General features: G+C 70.3%; 11 protein-coding genes. 4 read left to right on the top strand and 7 right to left on the bottom strand.

The window, feature by feature from the left end:
* Positions 1-11: 11 nt before the first annotated feature.
* The gene (locus tag H149_RS20680) at positions 12-353 is read right to left on the bottom strand and encodes a flagellar protein FlaG (protein ID WP_020649840.1); all 342 of its coding nucleotides are present in this window, start codon (positions 351-353) and stop codon (positions 12-14) included.
* A 139-nt stretch (positions 354-492) separates the two neighbouring features.
* Positions 493-1,647 carry a flagellin N-terminal helical domain-containing protein gene (locus H149_RS0111175; protein ID WP_039748762.1) on the bottom strand — a complete coding sequence of 385 codons (1,155 nt, stop codon included), beginning with the start codon at positions 1,645-1,647 and terminating at the stop codon, positions 493-495.
* A 567-nt stretch (positions 1,648-2,214) separates the two neighbouring features.
* Between H149_RS0111175 and H149_RS0111180 the strand changes: the two genes are divergently transcribed.
* From H149_RS0111180 to H149_RS0111195, 4 genes are read left to right on the top strand one after another with little or no spacing between them, the layout of a single operon-like run.
* On the top strand, positions 2,215-2,709 hold the full coding sequence (locus tag H149_RS0111180; RefSeq protein ID WP_020649842.1) for a Csu type fimbrial protein: 495 nt from the start codon (positions 2,215-2,217) through the stop codon (positions 2,707-2,709).
* A 5-nt stretch (positions 2,710-2,714) separates the two neighbouring features.
* On the top strand, positions 2,715-3,440 hold the full coding sequence (locus H149_RS22185) for a fimbrial biogenesis chaperone (RefSeq protein ID WP_020649843.1): 726 nt from the start codon (positions 2,715-2,717) through the stop codon (positions 3,438-3,440).
* A 37-nt stretch (positions 3,441-3,477) separates the two neighbouring features.
* A complete protein-coding gene (locus tag H149_RS0111190) occupies positions 3,478-5,751 on the top strand; it encodes a fimbria/pilus outer membrane usher protein (protein ID WP_020649844.1) in 2,274 nt (757 codons plus the stop codon).
* On the top strand, positions 5,748-6,218 hold the full coding sequence (locus H149_RS0111195) for a Csu type fimbrial protein (RefSeq protein WP_020649845.1): 471 nt from the start codon (positions 5,748-5,750) through the stop codon (positions 6,216-6,218). The genes H149_RS0111190 and H149_RS0111195 overlap by 4 nt, the downstream gene beginning before the upstream one ends.
* 44 nt (positions 6,219-6,262) lie before the next feature.
* On the opposite strand, the gene H149_RS0111200 is transcribed toward H149_RS0111195, so the two are convergent.
* From H149_RS0111200 to flgJ, 5 genes are all read right to left on the bottom strand, one after another.
* Entirely contained in the window at positions 6,263-7,036 is a 774-nt protein-coding gene (locus H149_RS0111200; RefSeq protein WP_020649846.1) for a hypothetical protein, read from the bottom strand.
* On the bottom strand, positions 7,033-11,538 hold the full coding sequence (locus H149_RS0111205; protein WP_020649847.1) for a phosphodiester glycosidase family protein: 4,506 nt from the start codon (positions 11,536-11,538) through the stop codon (positions 7,033-7,035). The genes H149_RS0111200 and H149_RS0111205 overlap by 4 nt, the downstream gene beginning before the upstream one ends.
* A 266-nt stretch (positions 11,539-11,804) precedes the next feature.
* Positions 11,805-13,001, bottom strand: a complete 1,197-nt coding sequence (gene flgL / locus H149_RS0111210) for a flagellar hook-associated protein FlgL (RefSeq protein ID WP_020649848.1) — start codon at positions 12,999-13,001, stop codon at positions 11,805-11,807.
* Positions 13,002-13,015: 14 nt separating this feature from the next.
* A complete protein-coding gene (gene flgK, locus H149_RS0111215; protein ID WP_020649849.1) occupies positions 13,016-14,884 on the bottom strand; it encodes a flagellar hook-associated protein FlgK in 1,869 nt (622 codons plus the stop codon).
* Between the two features lie 10 nt (positions 14,885-14,894).
* Positions 14,895-15,848, bottom strand: a complete 954-nt coding sequence (gene flgJ / locus H149_RS0111220; protein WP_020649850.1) for a flagellar assembly peptidoglycan hydrolase FlgJ — start codon at positions 15,846-15,848, stop codon at positions 14,895-14,897.
* Between the last annotated feature and the right edge of the window lie 549 nt (positions 15,849-16,397).

Genomic DNA, 16,397 nt, shown 5'->3' on the forward strand with positions numbered 1-16,397 from the left:
TCAGTCTCTCCTCATGCCTCGGCCTGCAGCAGGCCGCCGTTGCCACCCTTCATCAGCCGCGCCAGGCGCAGCACTTCCTCGCCCGGAATCTGCCGCAGCACGGTGCCGTCCCGGCGATCGACGACTTCGACGATAACGCGATTCAGCTCGCGGTCGACGCGGTAGGTCAGATCGACACCGGCGCCGGCCAGCGTGTCACGCACCTCGCCGAGCGCCTGCCGCAGTTCGTCGGCGTCGACCGCGCGCCCGCCCGCAGCGTCGGCCGACGTCTGCTCGCGCGCGACGGAAACGCCGAAACGGCCGCTGCCAGCCGGCGCGGCCACCGCTTCGATTGCCTTGATCGTGTCGCTCATCACCGGATGCTCCGGTCATGGCCCGCTTCGAACCACGCTGGCCGCGCGTCCTCCGCCGGGCCCGTTCGTCACGCCGCGAATCCGTTCGCGAGGCGGCCCTCCGGCGCATCGCGCCGGAGGGCCTCACCCCGGAACCGCCTCAGCCCTTGAGCAGGCTGAGAACGTTCTGCGGCACCGAGTTGGCCTGCGCCAGCATCGAGGTGCCGGCCTGCTGCAGGATCTGCGAGCGCGTCATGTTCGCCGTTTCGACCGCGAAGTCGGCGTCCTGGATGCGCGAGCGGGCGGACGACAGGTTCTCCGACGTGGTCGCGAGGTTGGACACCACCGACTCGAAGCGGTTCTGCACCGCGCCGAGCGTGGCGCGCGCCGAGTTGATCTGCGACAGCGCGCTGTCGGCCTGCTGGATCGCCAGCGAAGCGCCCGAGAACGAGCTGAGGTCCAGCGAGGTCAGGCCGGTCGTGGTGGCCGCCGTCGCCGAGCCGTCGCCGCCGGCGACGTTGAAGCCGGTGGCGGTGCCGTCGTCGGTGCCGGTGACGGCGATGTCGGCGGCCGAGCTGAGGACGATGCGGCCGGTGGCGCTGTCGAACGCGGCGTTGACGCCGGTGGTCGTCGCGTAGTTGTTGATCGCATCGACGACCTGGCCGACGCGCTGCTGCGAGGTGCCCGCGGCGCCGATGCTGGCGCCGACGTCGACGCCGTTGATGACCAGCGCGCCGGCGCCGACCGCGCCGAGCGCGGAGATGCCGGAGACCGCGCTCGACTGGCCCGAGGCGGAGGTCACCGACCCGAGCGCCGCCGTGTTGGCGTCGACCAGGCCCGAGACGGTGATCGTCTCGCCGGCGTTGGCGCCGACCTGGAACACCGACGAGGTGAAGCTGCCGTCGATCAGCGCGACGCCGTTGAACTTGGTCTGGTTGGCGACGCGGTCGATTTCCTGCAGCAGCTGCGTGGCTTCGGTCTGCAGCGCGGCGCGGTCGGTCGAGGAATTGGTGGCGTTGGCCGACTGCACGGCCAGCTCGCGCACGCGCTGCAGCGAGTCGGAGATCGAGCTCAGCGCGCCGTCGGCGGTCTGCGCCAGCGAGATGCCGTCGTTGGCATTGCGCTGCGCCTGATTGATGCCGGTGATCTGGCTGGAGAAGCGGCTCGAGATCGCCAGGCCCGCGGCATCGTCCTTCGCGCTGTTGATGCGCAGGCCCGACGACAGGCGCTGGATCGAGGTGGCCAGTGACGACTGCGACGACTGCAGATTGCGCTGCGCGTTCAGCGACATCACGTTGGTATTAATGCCTTGCATGAATGCACTCCTGATGAGGAAGGGTTGAAGTCCGGGCCGACGGCCACTGCGGCTTTCGGTCCTGCCTCAGCAGATCCGCGAGCGGATTGCCGTTGCTGATCCCTTATCGGGCTACGCCGCGCAAACTTGAGCGCATTCTTCGATGGGCGACGAGCGGCGATGCGGCGTCGATGAACGGCGTCGCGTCGGCTTGCACGGTGGCATGGCGCTTTCCGGCGTCGGGCGCAGCGTCGCGCTCGCCGCAGCGCGCCGCCCTGCCGCCGCCTGCGCGCCGAGGCGCGGCCCGCGCGCCGGTCCGGCTCTCGGCGACCAGAGGCGGCAGAACCCAGGACCTGCGGCAAGAACGGGCTCTTGCCGGCGCCGGACGGCGGCGCAGACGCCGACGAACGCCACGGCATGAGGCGATAAAATGCGGTTCCACCGCATGTTCCACGCGTCCGGCAAGAGACCGTTGCGGGCCTGTTTCTTCGCCGTCTATCTTCTTCGTTGCGGTACCGGCCCGGTCCGCGCGTAATCTAGATGGTGTCCGGCGAACCGCCGCTCGCACTTTCAGTGGGGGAACTCACCATGTCTCTGAAGAATGTCCGCGTCATCGTGCCTGTGCTGCTGGCCGCCGTCGCCCTGCCGCAAGTCGCGATCGCCGCCACCGCCAGCAGCACGCTCACCGTCAACGCGCTGGTCCTCAACATCTGCTCGGTCGCGCCGGCGACGCTGAGCTTCGGCAACGTCACGGGTTCCGGCGACACCGACGCCACCGCCAGCATCCTGGTCACCTGCACGCTCAACACGCCGTACGCCGTCGCGCTCGATCAGGGCGCCAACGGCAGCACCGTGACCACGCGGCAGATGAAGGCGACGCTCGGCACCGACCTGCTCGGCTACAGCCTCTACCGTGACAGCGGCCGCACCCAGAACTGGGGCACGACGGCTGGCACCGACACCGTCGACGGCACCGGCTCGGGCCTGACGCAGACGCTGACCGTCTATGGCCGCGTACCGGCCTCGCTCGCCTCGCCGAGCGGCACCTACAGCGACACCGTCAACATCACCGTCAACTACTGAGCGCCATGCGCCTCGCGCTGCTGCGCCGGTTCGGTGTCATCGCGGCGCTGCTGATCGCCGCCCCGCTACGGGCGGCGCCGGGCGGCATCGCCGTCAGCCCGCTGCGCCTCGACATGGCCGCGGCGCGGCCGACCGCGGCGCTGACCGCCGCCAACAGCGACGCCGCGGCGCACCGCTTCCAGATCGAGCTGCTGCGCTGGACGCAGCCGGGTGGTCGGGATCATTACGAAGCGACCGACGCGCTCATCGCCAACCCGCCGCTGTTCGAGCTGGCGCCGGGCGCGCAGCAGGTGGTGCGCGTCGGCCTGCTCGACGTACCGGCGGGCAGCGATGAGCAGGCCTTCCGCCTCTACCTGACCGAGATCCCGCGCGCCAGCGAGCCGCCGGCGAGCCAGCTGAACTTCATGCTGCGGCTCGGCGTGCCGCTGTTCGTCGCGCCGCAGGGCGCGGTGCGGCGCAGCTGGCGCTGGAGCGCGCGACTCGACGGCCAGACCTACGTGCTGCGCGCCGACAACGACGGCAACGTGCACCAGCGCCGTGCCGGCCTGCGTCTGTTCGATGCCGATCGCCAGATCGAGATCGGCCACGACGCCGGCTTCCGCGACGTACTGCCGGGCGCCTACTCGGAATGGCGCTTCGCCGCCGCGCCACCGCTCGCCCGCCGCCTGCGCATCTCGGCGACGACCGACGCCGGCGCCGATGACAGCACGATCCCGCTCGCGACGCCGTAAGCTCCCCAGCCTCGCGCTCGCGCTGGCGCTGCCATGCGTGAGCGGCACGGCCGTCGCCGGCAACGGCTGGTTCACCGATCGCTGCCCGGATCGCGCCGAGATCTTTCCGCCGACGCCGCAACGCCTGCTGCTGCACGTGCTGCGCGATCCGCGCGACGACGGCGAGGATCTGCTGCTGCTGCGCCTGCCCGACGGCCAGCTGTACGCGCCGAAACGCCTGTTCGAATTCATCGGCATCGCCGCGCCGGAGCCGCCGCTGCGGCGCGGCGACGAAGCCTGGTACCGGCTCGATGCCGTCGACGGACTGCGCTACGCCGTCAACGCCTGCGAGCAGACGCTGTCGGTCGACGCCAGCCCGCTGCGCGCGCGCGACGTGCGTCGCCTGCTGCCGGAGCGGCAGACGCGCTTCGCGCATTCCGAGCCGGGAGGCTACGCGCAGGCCGACCTGCAGTACCTGCATGCGCGCGGCCATGACACGGTTTCAGGCCTGCTCGACGCCGGCCTGTTCGGCCCGTACGGGCTCGCCGGCAACACGCTGCTCTACGACGGCGAGCGCGCGGTGCGACTCGATACCAGCTGGACCGTCGACGACCCGCTGCATCTGCGCCGGCTGCGCCTCGGCGACGGCATCACGCGCGGCGGCGCGTTCGGCCGCGCACTGCGCTTCGCCGGCGCGCAGTGGGGCACGGACTTCAGCCTGCAGCCGGACATCGTCACCTTCCCGCTGCCCGGCGTCACCGCCAGCGCAGCGCTGCCGAGCGCCGTCGACGTCTACGTCGACGGCACGCTGCGCGCACACCAGGACGTCGACGCCGGACCGTTCCAGCTCGAGCGCATTCCGGTCATCACCGGCGGTGGCCAGATCCAGCTGGTCGTCACCGATCTGCTCGGCCGCAGTTCGGTCTACCGCTACGACTTCTACGCGTCCCAGCAGCTGCTGCGCGCCGGGCTCGACGATTACACCGTCGAGGCCGGCAGCGAGCGGCGTGATTACGGCCGCGAGTCGCTGCACTACGGCGATGCCTTCGCGGCCGGCACCTGGCGGCGCGGTCTCAGCGACTGGCTGACCGGCGAGCTGCACGCCGAGGCCAGCGCCGACCGTCAGGTCTACGGCGCCGGCGCCGCCTATCTGCTGCCGTACCTCGGCGTGCTCGGCGGCGGTCTGGCCTTCGGCAGCGGCGACAGCCACGGCCTCGAGCTCAGCGCCGGCCTCGAGCGCAACACGCCGGCCTGGAGCTACGGCGCCTCGTACACGCGCACGCCGCGCAGCCTGCGCCGCGTCGGCGAGATCGAGCCGGCCTCGCTGCAGCGCACGGTCGTGCGCGGCAGCCGGCAGCTCGCCGGCCTCGGCTCGCTGAGCCTCGCCTGGCTCGAAGACCGCGGCCCCGACGGCACCCGGCTGCGCGGGTTCAGCTTCGGCGGCAATGCACGCCTCTGGCACCAGGGTGCGCTGGCCGTCGGCGGCTTCGCCGATGTCAGCGACCATCAGCGCAGCAGCCTGTACGCGAACCTCAGCTGGACTTTCGGCCGCACGCTGAGCGGCGGCGCCAGCTGGCAGCGCAACGACGGCGATGATGTCGAACGTGTCTCGGTGCAGCGCGCGCGGCTCGAATCGATCGGCTGGGACGCGGGCGCCTACGTCGAGCATGGCGCGAGCACGCGCGTCGGCGGCAGCGCCGCGCTGACCGATCCGCGCGCGATCGTGCGTACCGACGTCGAGCGCGACGCCGATGGCAGCGCCGTCCGCGTCGGGCTGCGCAGCGGCGTCGTCGGACTCGGTCCCGACTGGTTCTGGACCCGGCCGACCAGCGGCCCGTTCGCGGTCGTCGAAACCGGCGGCGCCGAAGCGGTGCGCATCTACGACGAAAACCGTCTGGCCGGCACGACCGGCGCCGACGGCCGCCTGCTGGTGCCCGACCTGCGCCCGTACGAGCCGCGCCGCATCGCCATCGCCGACAGCGATTTCGCGATCGACGCGCGCCTCGACGAAACCGCGCGGCGCATCGAAGCGCCCGGCTACGGCGGGATCCGCGTGCGCCTCGGCGCGCCGGCCGCCGCCGCGCGGCGGATCCGCCTGCGCCTCGCCGACGGCCGCCCGCCGCCGCCGGGCAGCGACGTCGCCGCCGCCGGCCTGGCGCCGCGCTTCACCGGCCGCGGCGGCGAGCTGCTGCTCGACGGCCGGCCCGGAAACTATGCCCTCGACGTGCGCTGGCACGACGGGCAATGTTCAGCCCGTGCCGCGCTGCGCGCCGAGGATCGCCTCAGCGACGCGCCACTCGATGTCCCCTGCACCGTCCGGCCCCTGCCATGAAACTGCGCACCTGCCTGCTGGCCATACCGCTCTGCCTCGCCTGCCGGCCGGCGCTGGCCTTGCTCGAAAGCTGCTCGGCTTCGACCAGCGCCGTGTCGTTCGGCAACTACAGTCCGTTCTCCAGCGTCGATCTCGACACGACCGGCACCGTGACGGTGACCTGCACCGCGTTGCTCAGCATCGCGGTCAACTACACGATCAAGCTCGGCCCCGGTGTCAGCGGCAGCTTCAATCCGCGCCGCCTGTCGACCGGCCCGTATACGCTGAACTACAACCTCTATACGAACAGCACGCGCACGAGCGTCTGGGGCGACGGCACCGGCAGCACGCAGACGGTCAGCGACGGCTACGCGCTGGGCCTGCTGATCGTGACGCGCAACTACACCGTCTACGGCCGCCTGCCGGCGCGACAGAACGCCGCGTCGGGCGTCTACAGCGACACGGTGGTCGTCACCGTCGAATACTAAAAAGCGCGCACGGCGGGCGGACGCCGCCGTGCGCGCCGGGGCGCTCAGCGGCAGAACAGATCGGCCTCGTCGCTGTCGGCGACGCGCAGCAGCTCGAGCAGTCCGCTGAAATGCTCGCGGGCCGGCGTATCCGGCCGCGCGCCGAGCATCAGGCCCGTCGCGTCGCGCGACAGCAGCGGCGCGCCGGCGGCCTTGGCGAAGCCGGCGACCGCCTTGCAGTCGAGCTCGACGCGCACGTTCTGGCCGTCGGCGGCCACGTACAGATTCGTCCAGTCGCCGCGGCCGTCGAGCGGCAGCAGCAGACGCTTGTCCTGCGCCGGGAACTCGACGACCACGCTGTCGACGCTGGCCTCGACGTTGAACACCGCGCTGCCGAGCGACAGCACCGTCTGCAGGGCGTCGCCGGCGGCCGGCTTGAAGCGCAGGTGGATCGCGAACACGTCGCCGATCGGCGTGTTCGCGAACACCGAGTTGTCGGCCGTACGCAGCTGCGCCGGCGCGGTCTCGCCGTCGGCGTTGAGCTGGATGATCTGGCCGCCGGTGTCGGCGCTGTCGCCGCGCACGAGGTCGCGCGTGGCGAGCGGCTGCAGGCCGGCGTCCTCGAGCACGAGGTCGTTGCCGTACGGCGCGTTGTCGTTGACGCAGAGCGCGGCGACGTCGGTGCAGGCGCGCGTCTGCATGGTCCAGAAGCCGAGCGTGTGGCCATCGACCGGCATGACCTCGACCGGGACGTCGCGGTCGACCACCTTGTGCTCCGTCTCGGTACAGGCGGCCAGCGGCGCGGCGAGCGCCAGCAGCGGCATCAGCAGTTTCTTCATGGGCGTTCTTCCGTTCGGTGCGCGGCGGCCGCGCGCGGCTGCAGCACGATGTCGTCGACCACCTGACCGTCGAGGGTCTTGGTCAGTACGTGCATCTGCGCGCCGCGGATCGACAGCGTCGTGTAGGTGTTGAGGTTGTCGTCGAACAGCACGTCGGCGAGACGGGCGATGCCGGTGCCGTTGCTGTCGTAGTACTTGGCCGAATCCGAACCGGCGATCAGGTAGGTCGCGCCACCGGCGCGCGGCGAGCCGCCCGCGAGCGGCACCGAGCGCGAGTACATGTGGTCGTGGCCGCTGATGACCAGATCGATGCCGGCGGCGTCGACGACCGGTGGAATGTAGGCGGCCGAACGCCCGTTGCCCGAGGCCGGATTGCCGTTGTACGGCGGCCGGTGCAGCATCAGGATCTTCCAGGTCTTGCCGCTCGCCTTCATGTCGGCTTCGAGCCAGGCCATCATCGCCTGCCAGTCCGCTTCGTCCGGCGGCTCGCTGCTGAGCACGGCGATGTGCGCGTTGCCGTAGTCGAAGCTGTAGTTGGCGCGGTCGTACGGCGCCACGCTGCTGCCCTGCGCATACGGCAGCGGGAACAGCGAAGCGAACTTCACGGCGCCCTCGTTGAGGACCTCGTGGTTGCCTTCCGCCGGCACCAGCAGCTTCGACGCCAGCTGACCCTCGCCCTGCATCGCGTCGAAGAACAGACGCACCAGACGGTAGTCGGTGATGTCGTCGGTGAAGTCGCCGACGTGCAGGATCAGCTCGCCACCCGGCAGCTGCGCCTGCATCTTGCGGTACAGCTCGCGGACCAGGCCGTTGCCGTTGAAGATGTTTTCGTCGGACAGCGTCTGCGTGTCGCCGAACAGGAAGATGTCGACCGCGTCGTCGCCATCATCGGTGCGCAGCGAATAGGTCGGGCTCATCTGCAGCGTGCCGTCGCCGACGCTGTAGTAGTACGTCGTGCCCGGCTGCAGGCCGCTGAGCTGGGCGTGATGCACGCGCACCGCGCCGGATTCGGTGCCGTAGAAGAACGGCACGATCTCCGAGTAGCCCTGCGCGCTGCGCGACAGTGCGCCGCTGGTGCCGTAGTGGACGAGCGAGGCCTGCGCGCCGAGCGAGGTGAACCAGGTGACGTTGACCACCGACGGATCACCGGTCGGCGTCAGGAACGCATGGCGCGGCGCGTAATCGAGGCGCTCGACCAGCGCCAGCACCTTGCTCATCAGCGACGAGCCGCTGCCGTCGTAGGCGCGGAAGATCAGCTCCTGGGTCGCGCTCGCCGCCGGCAGATCGACCTTGAGCAGACCCTGCGCGTCGGTGCTGCCGAGCGGCTTCACGTTGCCGACCGTATCGGTCGCGCTGTTGTAGACCAGCGACTCGACGCTGACGCCCGGGGCCGGACGGCCGTCGCCGCCGACCACCAGCAGATCCGCGGCCTGACCGCCGACGCCCCAGTTGGTCATCAGCACATAACGCCCGCCGACCGGCTTGCGGATCACCGGATGGTAGTAGGTCTGGCCATCGAGTTCGCCGCCGACCGTCACCGAGATGTCGGTGTTCTGGATGTAGTCCTTGACCTTCAGGCGCAGCGTCGCCAGCGTCTGCGTGGACGCCGCGAAGCCGCTGAAGCTGCCGCTCCAGGTGCCGTTGCCGGCGACCACACCGCCCGGCGCCAGATCGCCCGGAATCACTTCCATGCTGGCCTTGGTCGCGTCGTAGCCGAGGCGCAGGTTCAGCGTGCCGAAGTGCGCGCCGCCCTCGACGCGGATCGGCAGATCGAAGCTGCCGCCCGGGTAGAACGTGACGTTGCTGCTGTCGACGTAGATGCGCGACGCGCCGGTGACGACGTTGAACAGCAGGTCGCCGGCCGAGACGTTGCCGTTGATGTCATGCACGCGGTAATCGACGCGGTGCCAGCCGTCGGCGAGGTTCTGCGTCTGGTAGTCGAGGCGGTCGCGGCCGTTGCCGACGACCTGGGCGCTGACGTCCTGGCCGTCGAGCTGCAGCTCGAAGTCCTGGAAGTCGACGCCGGACGCATCGTTGAGCTGCAGGCTGATCTTCGGCGCGGCGTTGTCGACGGTCGTGCCGCTGGCCGGCGTCACCGTCACGCCCGGCCCCTGCAGGTCGGTGTTGTCGCTGTAGACGGCGGTGAAGTTGTCGAGCAGCACATGCGAGTCGATGCGCTCGGCCGTCTTCAGCACCAGGAAGCGGAACGGCTGCGAGAAGCGCAGCGGCTCGCGGAAGCCTTCCGGGATCTGCGCTTTCATGAAGTGCCAGCCGCGCTCGGGCAGCGGCTCGCCGTCGTTGTTGTAGTTGATCGTGACCTGCTTGTTGTCGGCATCGACGAGCAGGCCGCGCACCCACCAGACCTTGCCGGCCAGCTCGTCCGGAATGTAGACGTTGACGCCGAGGTACTTCGGATAGCCCGGCAGCGTCTTGGTCTTCGACGGATCGGTCAGATACGCGCCGAACGTGCCCGGCTGCTTCGGATCGGTCTCCCAGCTCAGCTGCATCGAATAGCGCCCGGCGAACACCGGCTCGCCGACCTTCTCGATGCTGACCTTCTTGTGGCGGGCGCCGGAGGCGGCATAGAGGCTGGTGTCGCCTTCGAAGTCTTCCATCACCACCGGCGGCACGCCGATGTCGACCTGCACCGAGGCAGACTGCTCGCCGACGCTGACCGTCACCGTGCAGCGACGGCCCTGCACGAAGCCGGCGGTCAGCACGCCGCTCGCCGCGTCGAGCGAACAGTCGGCCGGATTGTCGACGCTGTAGTGCAGGATGCTGTTGTCGTAGGTCACCGCGCGGCCGCCGCTGCTCAGCACCGGCTGCAGCTGCAGCGAGGCGCCGCCGTCGAGCGTGTAGACGCTGCGCGCGAAGCTGATCGCGTCGATCTGCGAGATCACGCGCACGCGGGCGACGCCCTTCTTGTCGCCGGCGCGCACCACGACGTAGCCCTGCGCGTCACCACTGGCGGCGCGGAAGGCGCCGGTGACCGGATCGATCAGGCCGAGCGCCGCATCGCTGAGGCCGTACTCGACCGGCAGGCCGTCGCGCTCCCACTGCCCGGCGTCGAAGCCGACGCCGCGGAAGCGGCGGTAGGTCGAACCGGCGAGCAGCGTCAGCTCGCGCGGATAGACGGCGACACCATTGGCCGACGGCGCGTGCTGCGGATCGATCGTCAGCGCCCACTTGGTCGCAACCACGCGTTCCGCGCCGTCCGACGGCGTGTTGAGCAGATGCGTGTAGCGCTCGCCCGGAAAGCGGCTGACCAGCGTCGTCGAGCCGCCGCCATCGAAGTTCACCGCCTTGACCGCGCCGTAGGCGCGCATCAGCTGGCCGAGCTTGGTCCGCGAGATGCCGTCGCCGGTCGAGCCGACCGGCTTGTCGGCGATCAGGAAGAAGGCGCTGCCGTCGGCGCGGATGCCGAAGGCGGTGCGGCTGCTGATCTCGTTCTCGTCGGCGTCGGCCGCCAGTTCGCCGTTGTCGACCAGCAGGCCGCGGCCGAAGCCGGCGCCGAGCGCATAGCGCACCGTAGACCAGTTCGCATCGTCGGTCTCGTAGCGCAGCGCGATCTGGCTGCCGGCCGGGATCGCGGCGGCGCCGACGATCAGCGCGTGGCCGGCCGGAATCACATAGCTGGCGTCGCCCTGCACCTGGCCGACGACCTCGCCGGAGAACGGCGCGAACTGCACGCTGTTGCTGCCGTCCTTGCGCGCGATGACGGTGACGCCGTTGGCCTGCGGCCGCACCAGCACGCCGGTCTTGCCGCTGAGGTCGATCGTGCCGCGGTAGTTCTCGGCCGTGTAGACGGCGACCGGCGAGCTGCCGCGCGAGAACGACACGTTCTTCTGCTGCGAAGCGTCGTAGCGGTAGACGCTGCCGACTTCGCTCGCGTACTCGCCGGCGACGTAGAGCTTGAGCGTGAAGCTCGGCACCTGATCGAGAATGTCGACGCGGCCGTCGTCATAGACCACCACCGCCTCTTCATTGCGGTCGCTGAAACCCGTGTAGGTGACGCCGCCGGTCTTGATCAGGCCGACGTTCCAGCCGTTGACCATGTCGTAAGGATCAGCGTTGACCGCCAGCACGATGTTCTGGCCGGCGTCGATCGCGCGGTCGGCCGAGCGCGTCGTGCGCTCCATCGTGAACTGCCCGCCGGAGCGCTGCACCGGCACCATCGCCAGGCCGGCGCCGGGCTTGAAGTCGGCGACGATCAGCGCTTCGTTGCGGGTGTGATTGAGCTTGCCTTCAGTGATGCTCAGCGCGTCGTTGACCTGATACTTCTGCAGGTCGCTGATGACGGTCGGCTCCGGCTCCTTGCTGGTCGTGCCTTCGACCACCGTCGCGACCGGCGCCTCGAACTGCGAATCCGCGTCGGCCGGCGCGGCGATGACGTTGGCGACGAAGTTCTCGCCGGCCGACTGGTCGTCGACATAGCGGACGGCATGATCGCGGTACGTGGTCTCGGTGTCCTTGTTGCAGGCACTGAGCCATCCGCACAGCAAGAGAGATCCGCAAGCGATCCTTGTTATCGCTACCAAACGACGTGACATGTGAGCCCCTGACTGGTGTTCCGGCGGTGGCGACGTGCACAGCCGCAGCGCCGCGCGCCGACCATCGAGGCGGCGGTGCGGCAACGGTTGCGTCGCGCGGCACTACGGCATGCGCGCGAACATCGCGGGGCGCAAGGTAAGCGGGGGCTGTTTCAGCTTCGTGGCGAAGCCGTGAAAGCGCGACCGGCGCGCATGAAGATCCGGTCAGGCACGCGACATCAACGCAGGTAGTCGAACAGCGACAGACCCTGGACCTTGGTGTAGACCTGCTGCGCGGCTTCCAGCGTCGTCATCTGCAGCTGCAGGCGCGCGATCGCGTCGGCGTAGTCGAGGTCGCGCAGATCGGAGGCGGCGCTGGTGGCGTGCTCGCCGACCGCGGCGGACACGTCGAGCGCGTCGTCGATCGCATTGAGACGGATGCCGATGCCGGAGCGCACGTCGCCGAAGTGATCCTCGGCGCCCTGCAGCGCCGTCAGGCCTTGCTGCAGCGCCGTCTGGATCTGCGCGCGCTGCGCCTCGCTGTCCTGCGGCTGGGCAACGAGCGTGGCGAGACCGTCGACCAGCGCGAACACGTCCTGCGTCGTCGACGGCCCGAGCGTGAACTGATCGCCGGCCGCCGGCGTGCCGCTGAAGCCCAGCGTCGTGCCGCGAAAGCCGATCGACGCACCGTCGGCATAGCTGCCGCTTTGCAGCACCGCGCCGCCGCCGTCGACGATTTCGTAGTGGCCGGCGTCGCTGAAGCGCAGCGTGTACGAGCCGCCGTCCCAGGCCGCGGCGTCGCTGACGCTGGCCTTCGTCAGTGCCGCGCTGCCGGTATTGCCGGCCGCGGCGCTGACCGCGAAGCGGCCGTTGCCGGTCTTCAGGCCCATGAAGACCGCATCGCCCGGATCGTTCTGGGCGACATAGCGCGTGCTGCCGATCTGCGCGCTGACCGTGGTCTGGTCGCCGGCGTAATCGGCGCTGCTGCCGTTCCAGCTGAACGGCAGCCCGGCGTCGTCGGCGCCGCCGAACAGGTAGCGGCCCTGCCCGTCGCTGGTATTGGCCAGCGCCAGCAGCTGGTCGCGGATGCTGACCAGTTCCTTGGCGATCGCCTGCCGCGAGCTGTCGGACTGCGACGCGGTGTTGGCCTGCACGACCAGCTCGCGCACGTGCTGCAGCAGGCCGATGCCGCTGGCGAGGCTGTCTTCGCCGAGCTGCAGGCGCGCCTGCGCGCTCTGCGCCGCCTGCGTGTACTGCTGATTCTGCGCGAGCAGCTGATCGTAGTTCTGCGCCGCCGCCCAGCCGGCCGGATCGTCGGCGGCGGTGCGCCACTTCTGGTTGGCGCTGAGCTGTGTCTGGGTCCTGGCCAGCGCGTTCTGCTGGCGCTGCATCTCGGCAACGCCCTGCTGGTAGTGCCACGCGGTCGAGATTCTCATGCCGGTTCTCCGCCTCAGCCGCGCGCCGCCTGCAGCAGCGCCTGGAAGGTTTCGTTGGCGGTGGCGATCACCTGCGCCGCCGCCTGGTAGGCCTGCTGGAAGCGGATCAGGTCCGCCGCTTCCTCGTCGAGATTGACGCCCGACACCGACTCGCGCGCGGCCTGGGCCTGCGTCTGCACCGCGCTCTGCGCATCGAGCGCGAGGCTCGCCTGCTGGGCGGCGGTCGCCGCGCGCGTGGTCAGCGCCGACTGCGCCGCGTTCAGCGAGTCCATGCCGAACAAGGCCCGGCCGCCGAGCGCGGCGAGCGCCTGCGCGTTGCGGTTGTCGCTGCTGTTGGCGCCGGTCTGCTGCACCGAAAAGCTGTCGCCCGCCGCCAGCGTACCGCTTGGCGTCAGCGACCAGCCGTTGACGCTGATCGCGCTGCCGGCGCTGTACGCATAGCTGCCGCTGCCGTTGATCTGATAGGTGTTGGCGTCGATGAAGCGGATCGTCACCGGATCGGTCAGCGCCGCATTCGACGCGTCGCTGACCGCGATCGCGCCGAGCCCGGCGCTGTTGCCGCTCGCCGCGCTGGCGCTGACGGCGCTGGCCGCGGCGATGCGGCTCGGATCGCCGGTCGTCAGCGCCAGCTGCGCGGCGGCATCGGCGGTCGGCTGCACGAGAAACTTGTCGCCGGCCTGCGCGCTGCCGCTGACGGTGATCGCGACGCCGCCGAGCCGCAGCGGATCGGCGGCACTGCCGCTGCCGCTCAGCGCCACGCTGGCGCCGCTGCGCGCGTCGGTCGCAGTCCAGGCGCTGCCGTCGAACTTCAGCACGTAATCGGAGGTGCCGAGCTGGCCGGCGTCGGCGATCGCGACCGAGAGGCCGGCATTGCCGGCGTTGGCGCTGGCCGGCAGCGCCTTGCCCGACGGCATCGTCAGCAGATCGCTGCCGCGATTGCCGTCGAGATCGACGCCGGCCGCGTTCTGCGCGTTGACCGCCTGCGCGAAACCGGCGGCGAGCCGGCCGAGTTCGTTGCGCGTCGGATCGATCAGCTCGCGCCGCGTATCGAGCAGGCCGCCGATCGTGCCGCCGCTGAGCTGCGCGGTGACCGGCTGGCCGTTGTAGGTGACGTCGAGCCGGCCGCTGCCGTAGGCGTCGGCCGCGGTGCCCAGCGCCGTCGCCTTGCTGCCGAGCACCAGCGCCTGGCCGCTGGCGACGTAGACGTTGAGGCTGCCGTCGTCCTGCGTCACCGTCGAGATGCCGACGCGGCTGGCGATCTTCTGCACCAGCGCGTCGCGCTGGTCGAGCAGGTCGTTCGGCGGCTGGCCGCCGTACTGCGCCTGGGCGTTGACGATCTGTTCGTTGAGCTTGGCCAGCGCGCTGCCGTAGTCGTTGATCTCGGCGACCGTCGACTGCAGCGACTGGTTGACCTGCGCGTCCATCGTGTCGAGCTGCGATTGCAGCGTCGAGAAGCGATCGACGACGCTCTGCGCCGCGCCGAGCACGGCCTGCCGCGCCGCGCCGGACGCCGGCGTCGACGCCAGCTGGCTGGCGGCGCTGAAGAACGATTGCAGCGGCGTCGCCAGGCTGGTGCCGCTGTCCGACAGCAGCGTGTCGATCTGCGCGGCATAGCTGTTGTAGGCCTCGATGCGCGCATAGGCCGAGTTGCTGGTTTGCAGCCGCGCGCTGACCAGCGCGTCGGTAATGCGCTGCACCGACTGCACGCTGACGCCGGAGCCGACATAACCGCTGCCGGAGCCCGAGCCAAGTCGCGAGACCAGATCGACGCGCTGGCGCGAATAGCCTTCGGTATTGGCATTGGCGATGTTGTGGCTGGTCGTGTTCAGCGCCGTGCGGTAGGCCAGCAGCGCCGACACGCCGGTCGAAAGCAGATCGCTCATCGGCGGCTCCTCAGGCGCTCAGCGTGTCGCCGGCGTCGCCGAGCGCGAGCTGCATCGCCGGCCCGTTGGCGATGCGCAGGATCTTGCTGGCGTAGGCCGGATCGGTCGCATAGCCGGCCTGCTGCAGGCCATGCACGAAGCTGGCGGCGCTGCCGCCGTGGCGCAGCGCCTGGGCGTAACGCGGATTGGACTTGAGGAAATCAACATAGTTGTCGAAGGCCTCGCCGGCCGAGGCGTAGGCGCGAAAATCCGCGCGCTGGCGCTGCGCCTGGCCGTCCACGTATTCGGTCGTCGTCGTGCGCACTTCGTCCCCCTCCCAGCGCTTATCGGCCTTGATGCCGAAAAAGTTGAATGTCGGCTGCCCGTCGGCGCCGCGCAGCGCGTGCCGGCCCCAACCGGTCTCGAGTGCAGCCTGGGCGATCAGCACGCGCGCCGGCACGCCCAGCTCGCGCGCGGCGCGCTCGGCGTGCGGGCGGATCGCCTGCACGAAGGCGCTGCGCGCGTCGCTGCCGCTGGCGCTGGCCGCCCGCGTGGCGCTGGCGCCGGCGGCCGCGGCGGCTTCGGCTGGCGCGGCGCCGGCGGCCGCGGCGGCTTCGGCTGGCGCGGCGCTGGTCACCGGCGTCGAGGACAGCGCGCCGTCCGGCCGCGCATTGGCGGCCGCAGCCGCGTCGCCGCCGCGCAGCTGGCGCACCAGCAGATCGGCCAGGCCCAGCCCTTTGCCAGACGACAGGTGCACGGCCATCTGCTGGTCGAACAGGTCCTGATAGAAATCGGTCTGGCCGCCGCCGGTCAGCGGATCGCCGGGCAAAGCCGCACGCGCACTCTTGAGCATCTGCTGCGTGAGCAGCGCCTCGAACTGCTGCGCGGCCTTGCGCACTGCCCCTTCGTCATTGGCGCGCGCGCCGCGGCGCAGGGCGTTGAACTGGCCGAAGTCGGTGATGCTGTCGGTGGGACGGGCGCTCATGCGGCGACTCCGCATTGCGGCTCAATCACAGCCGGGCGGCACATCAAGGTCGTCGCTCGATCGAGCCTTTTATTTCGCGCTGGCGCGCGCCTCACTTTTCTTTGCTTGTGCAAAGAAAAGTAAGCAAAAGAAAGCACACCCCTGGGGCCGCACTTCGCTACGCGAAGTGCCCTGCGCTGCTCACGTGCTCGGGACCGTCGCCGACGCGGCATCCGTGCCGCGGCGGCGACTTGGCCGGCCGTCCTGGCCGGCCATTCCCTGCGCGCGCTGCGCTGCTCGGTGCGGCCCAAGGGGACCCGTACGGCAAAGGCAAAGGCAACGGCAACGGCAACGGCAACGGCAGAGCTTCGCGGCAAGGACGCTTTGCTGTTCGCCTTTGGGTCCCCTTTGCGGAGCGCCGAGAAGCGCAGCCGGTCCGGGGCTGTCCGGCGCTGACTGTTTGAGCGGTGCGCAGCACCGCGAGTTTCAGCGACGGCCGGACCGGCGAGCATCGCAGGGAACCCGAGCGCAGCGAGGGCGCGTAAGCCAGGGGTGTGTTTCTTTTGCTTA

Source organism: Solimonas variicoloris DSM 15731 (assembly GCF_000382285.1).
GTDB classification, from domain to species: domain Bacteria; phylum Pseudomonadota; class Gammaproteobacteria; order Nevskiales; family Nevskiaceae; genus Solimonas; species Solimonas variicoloris.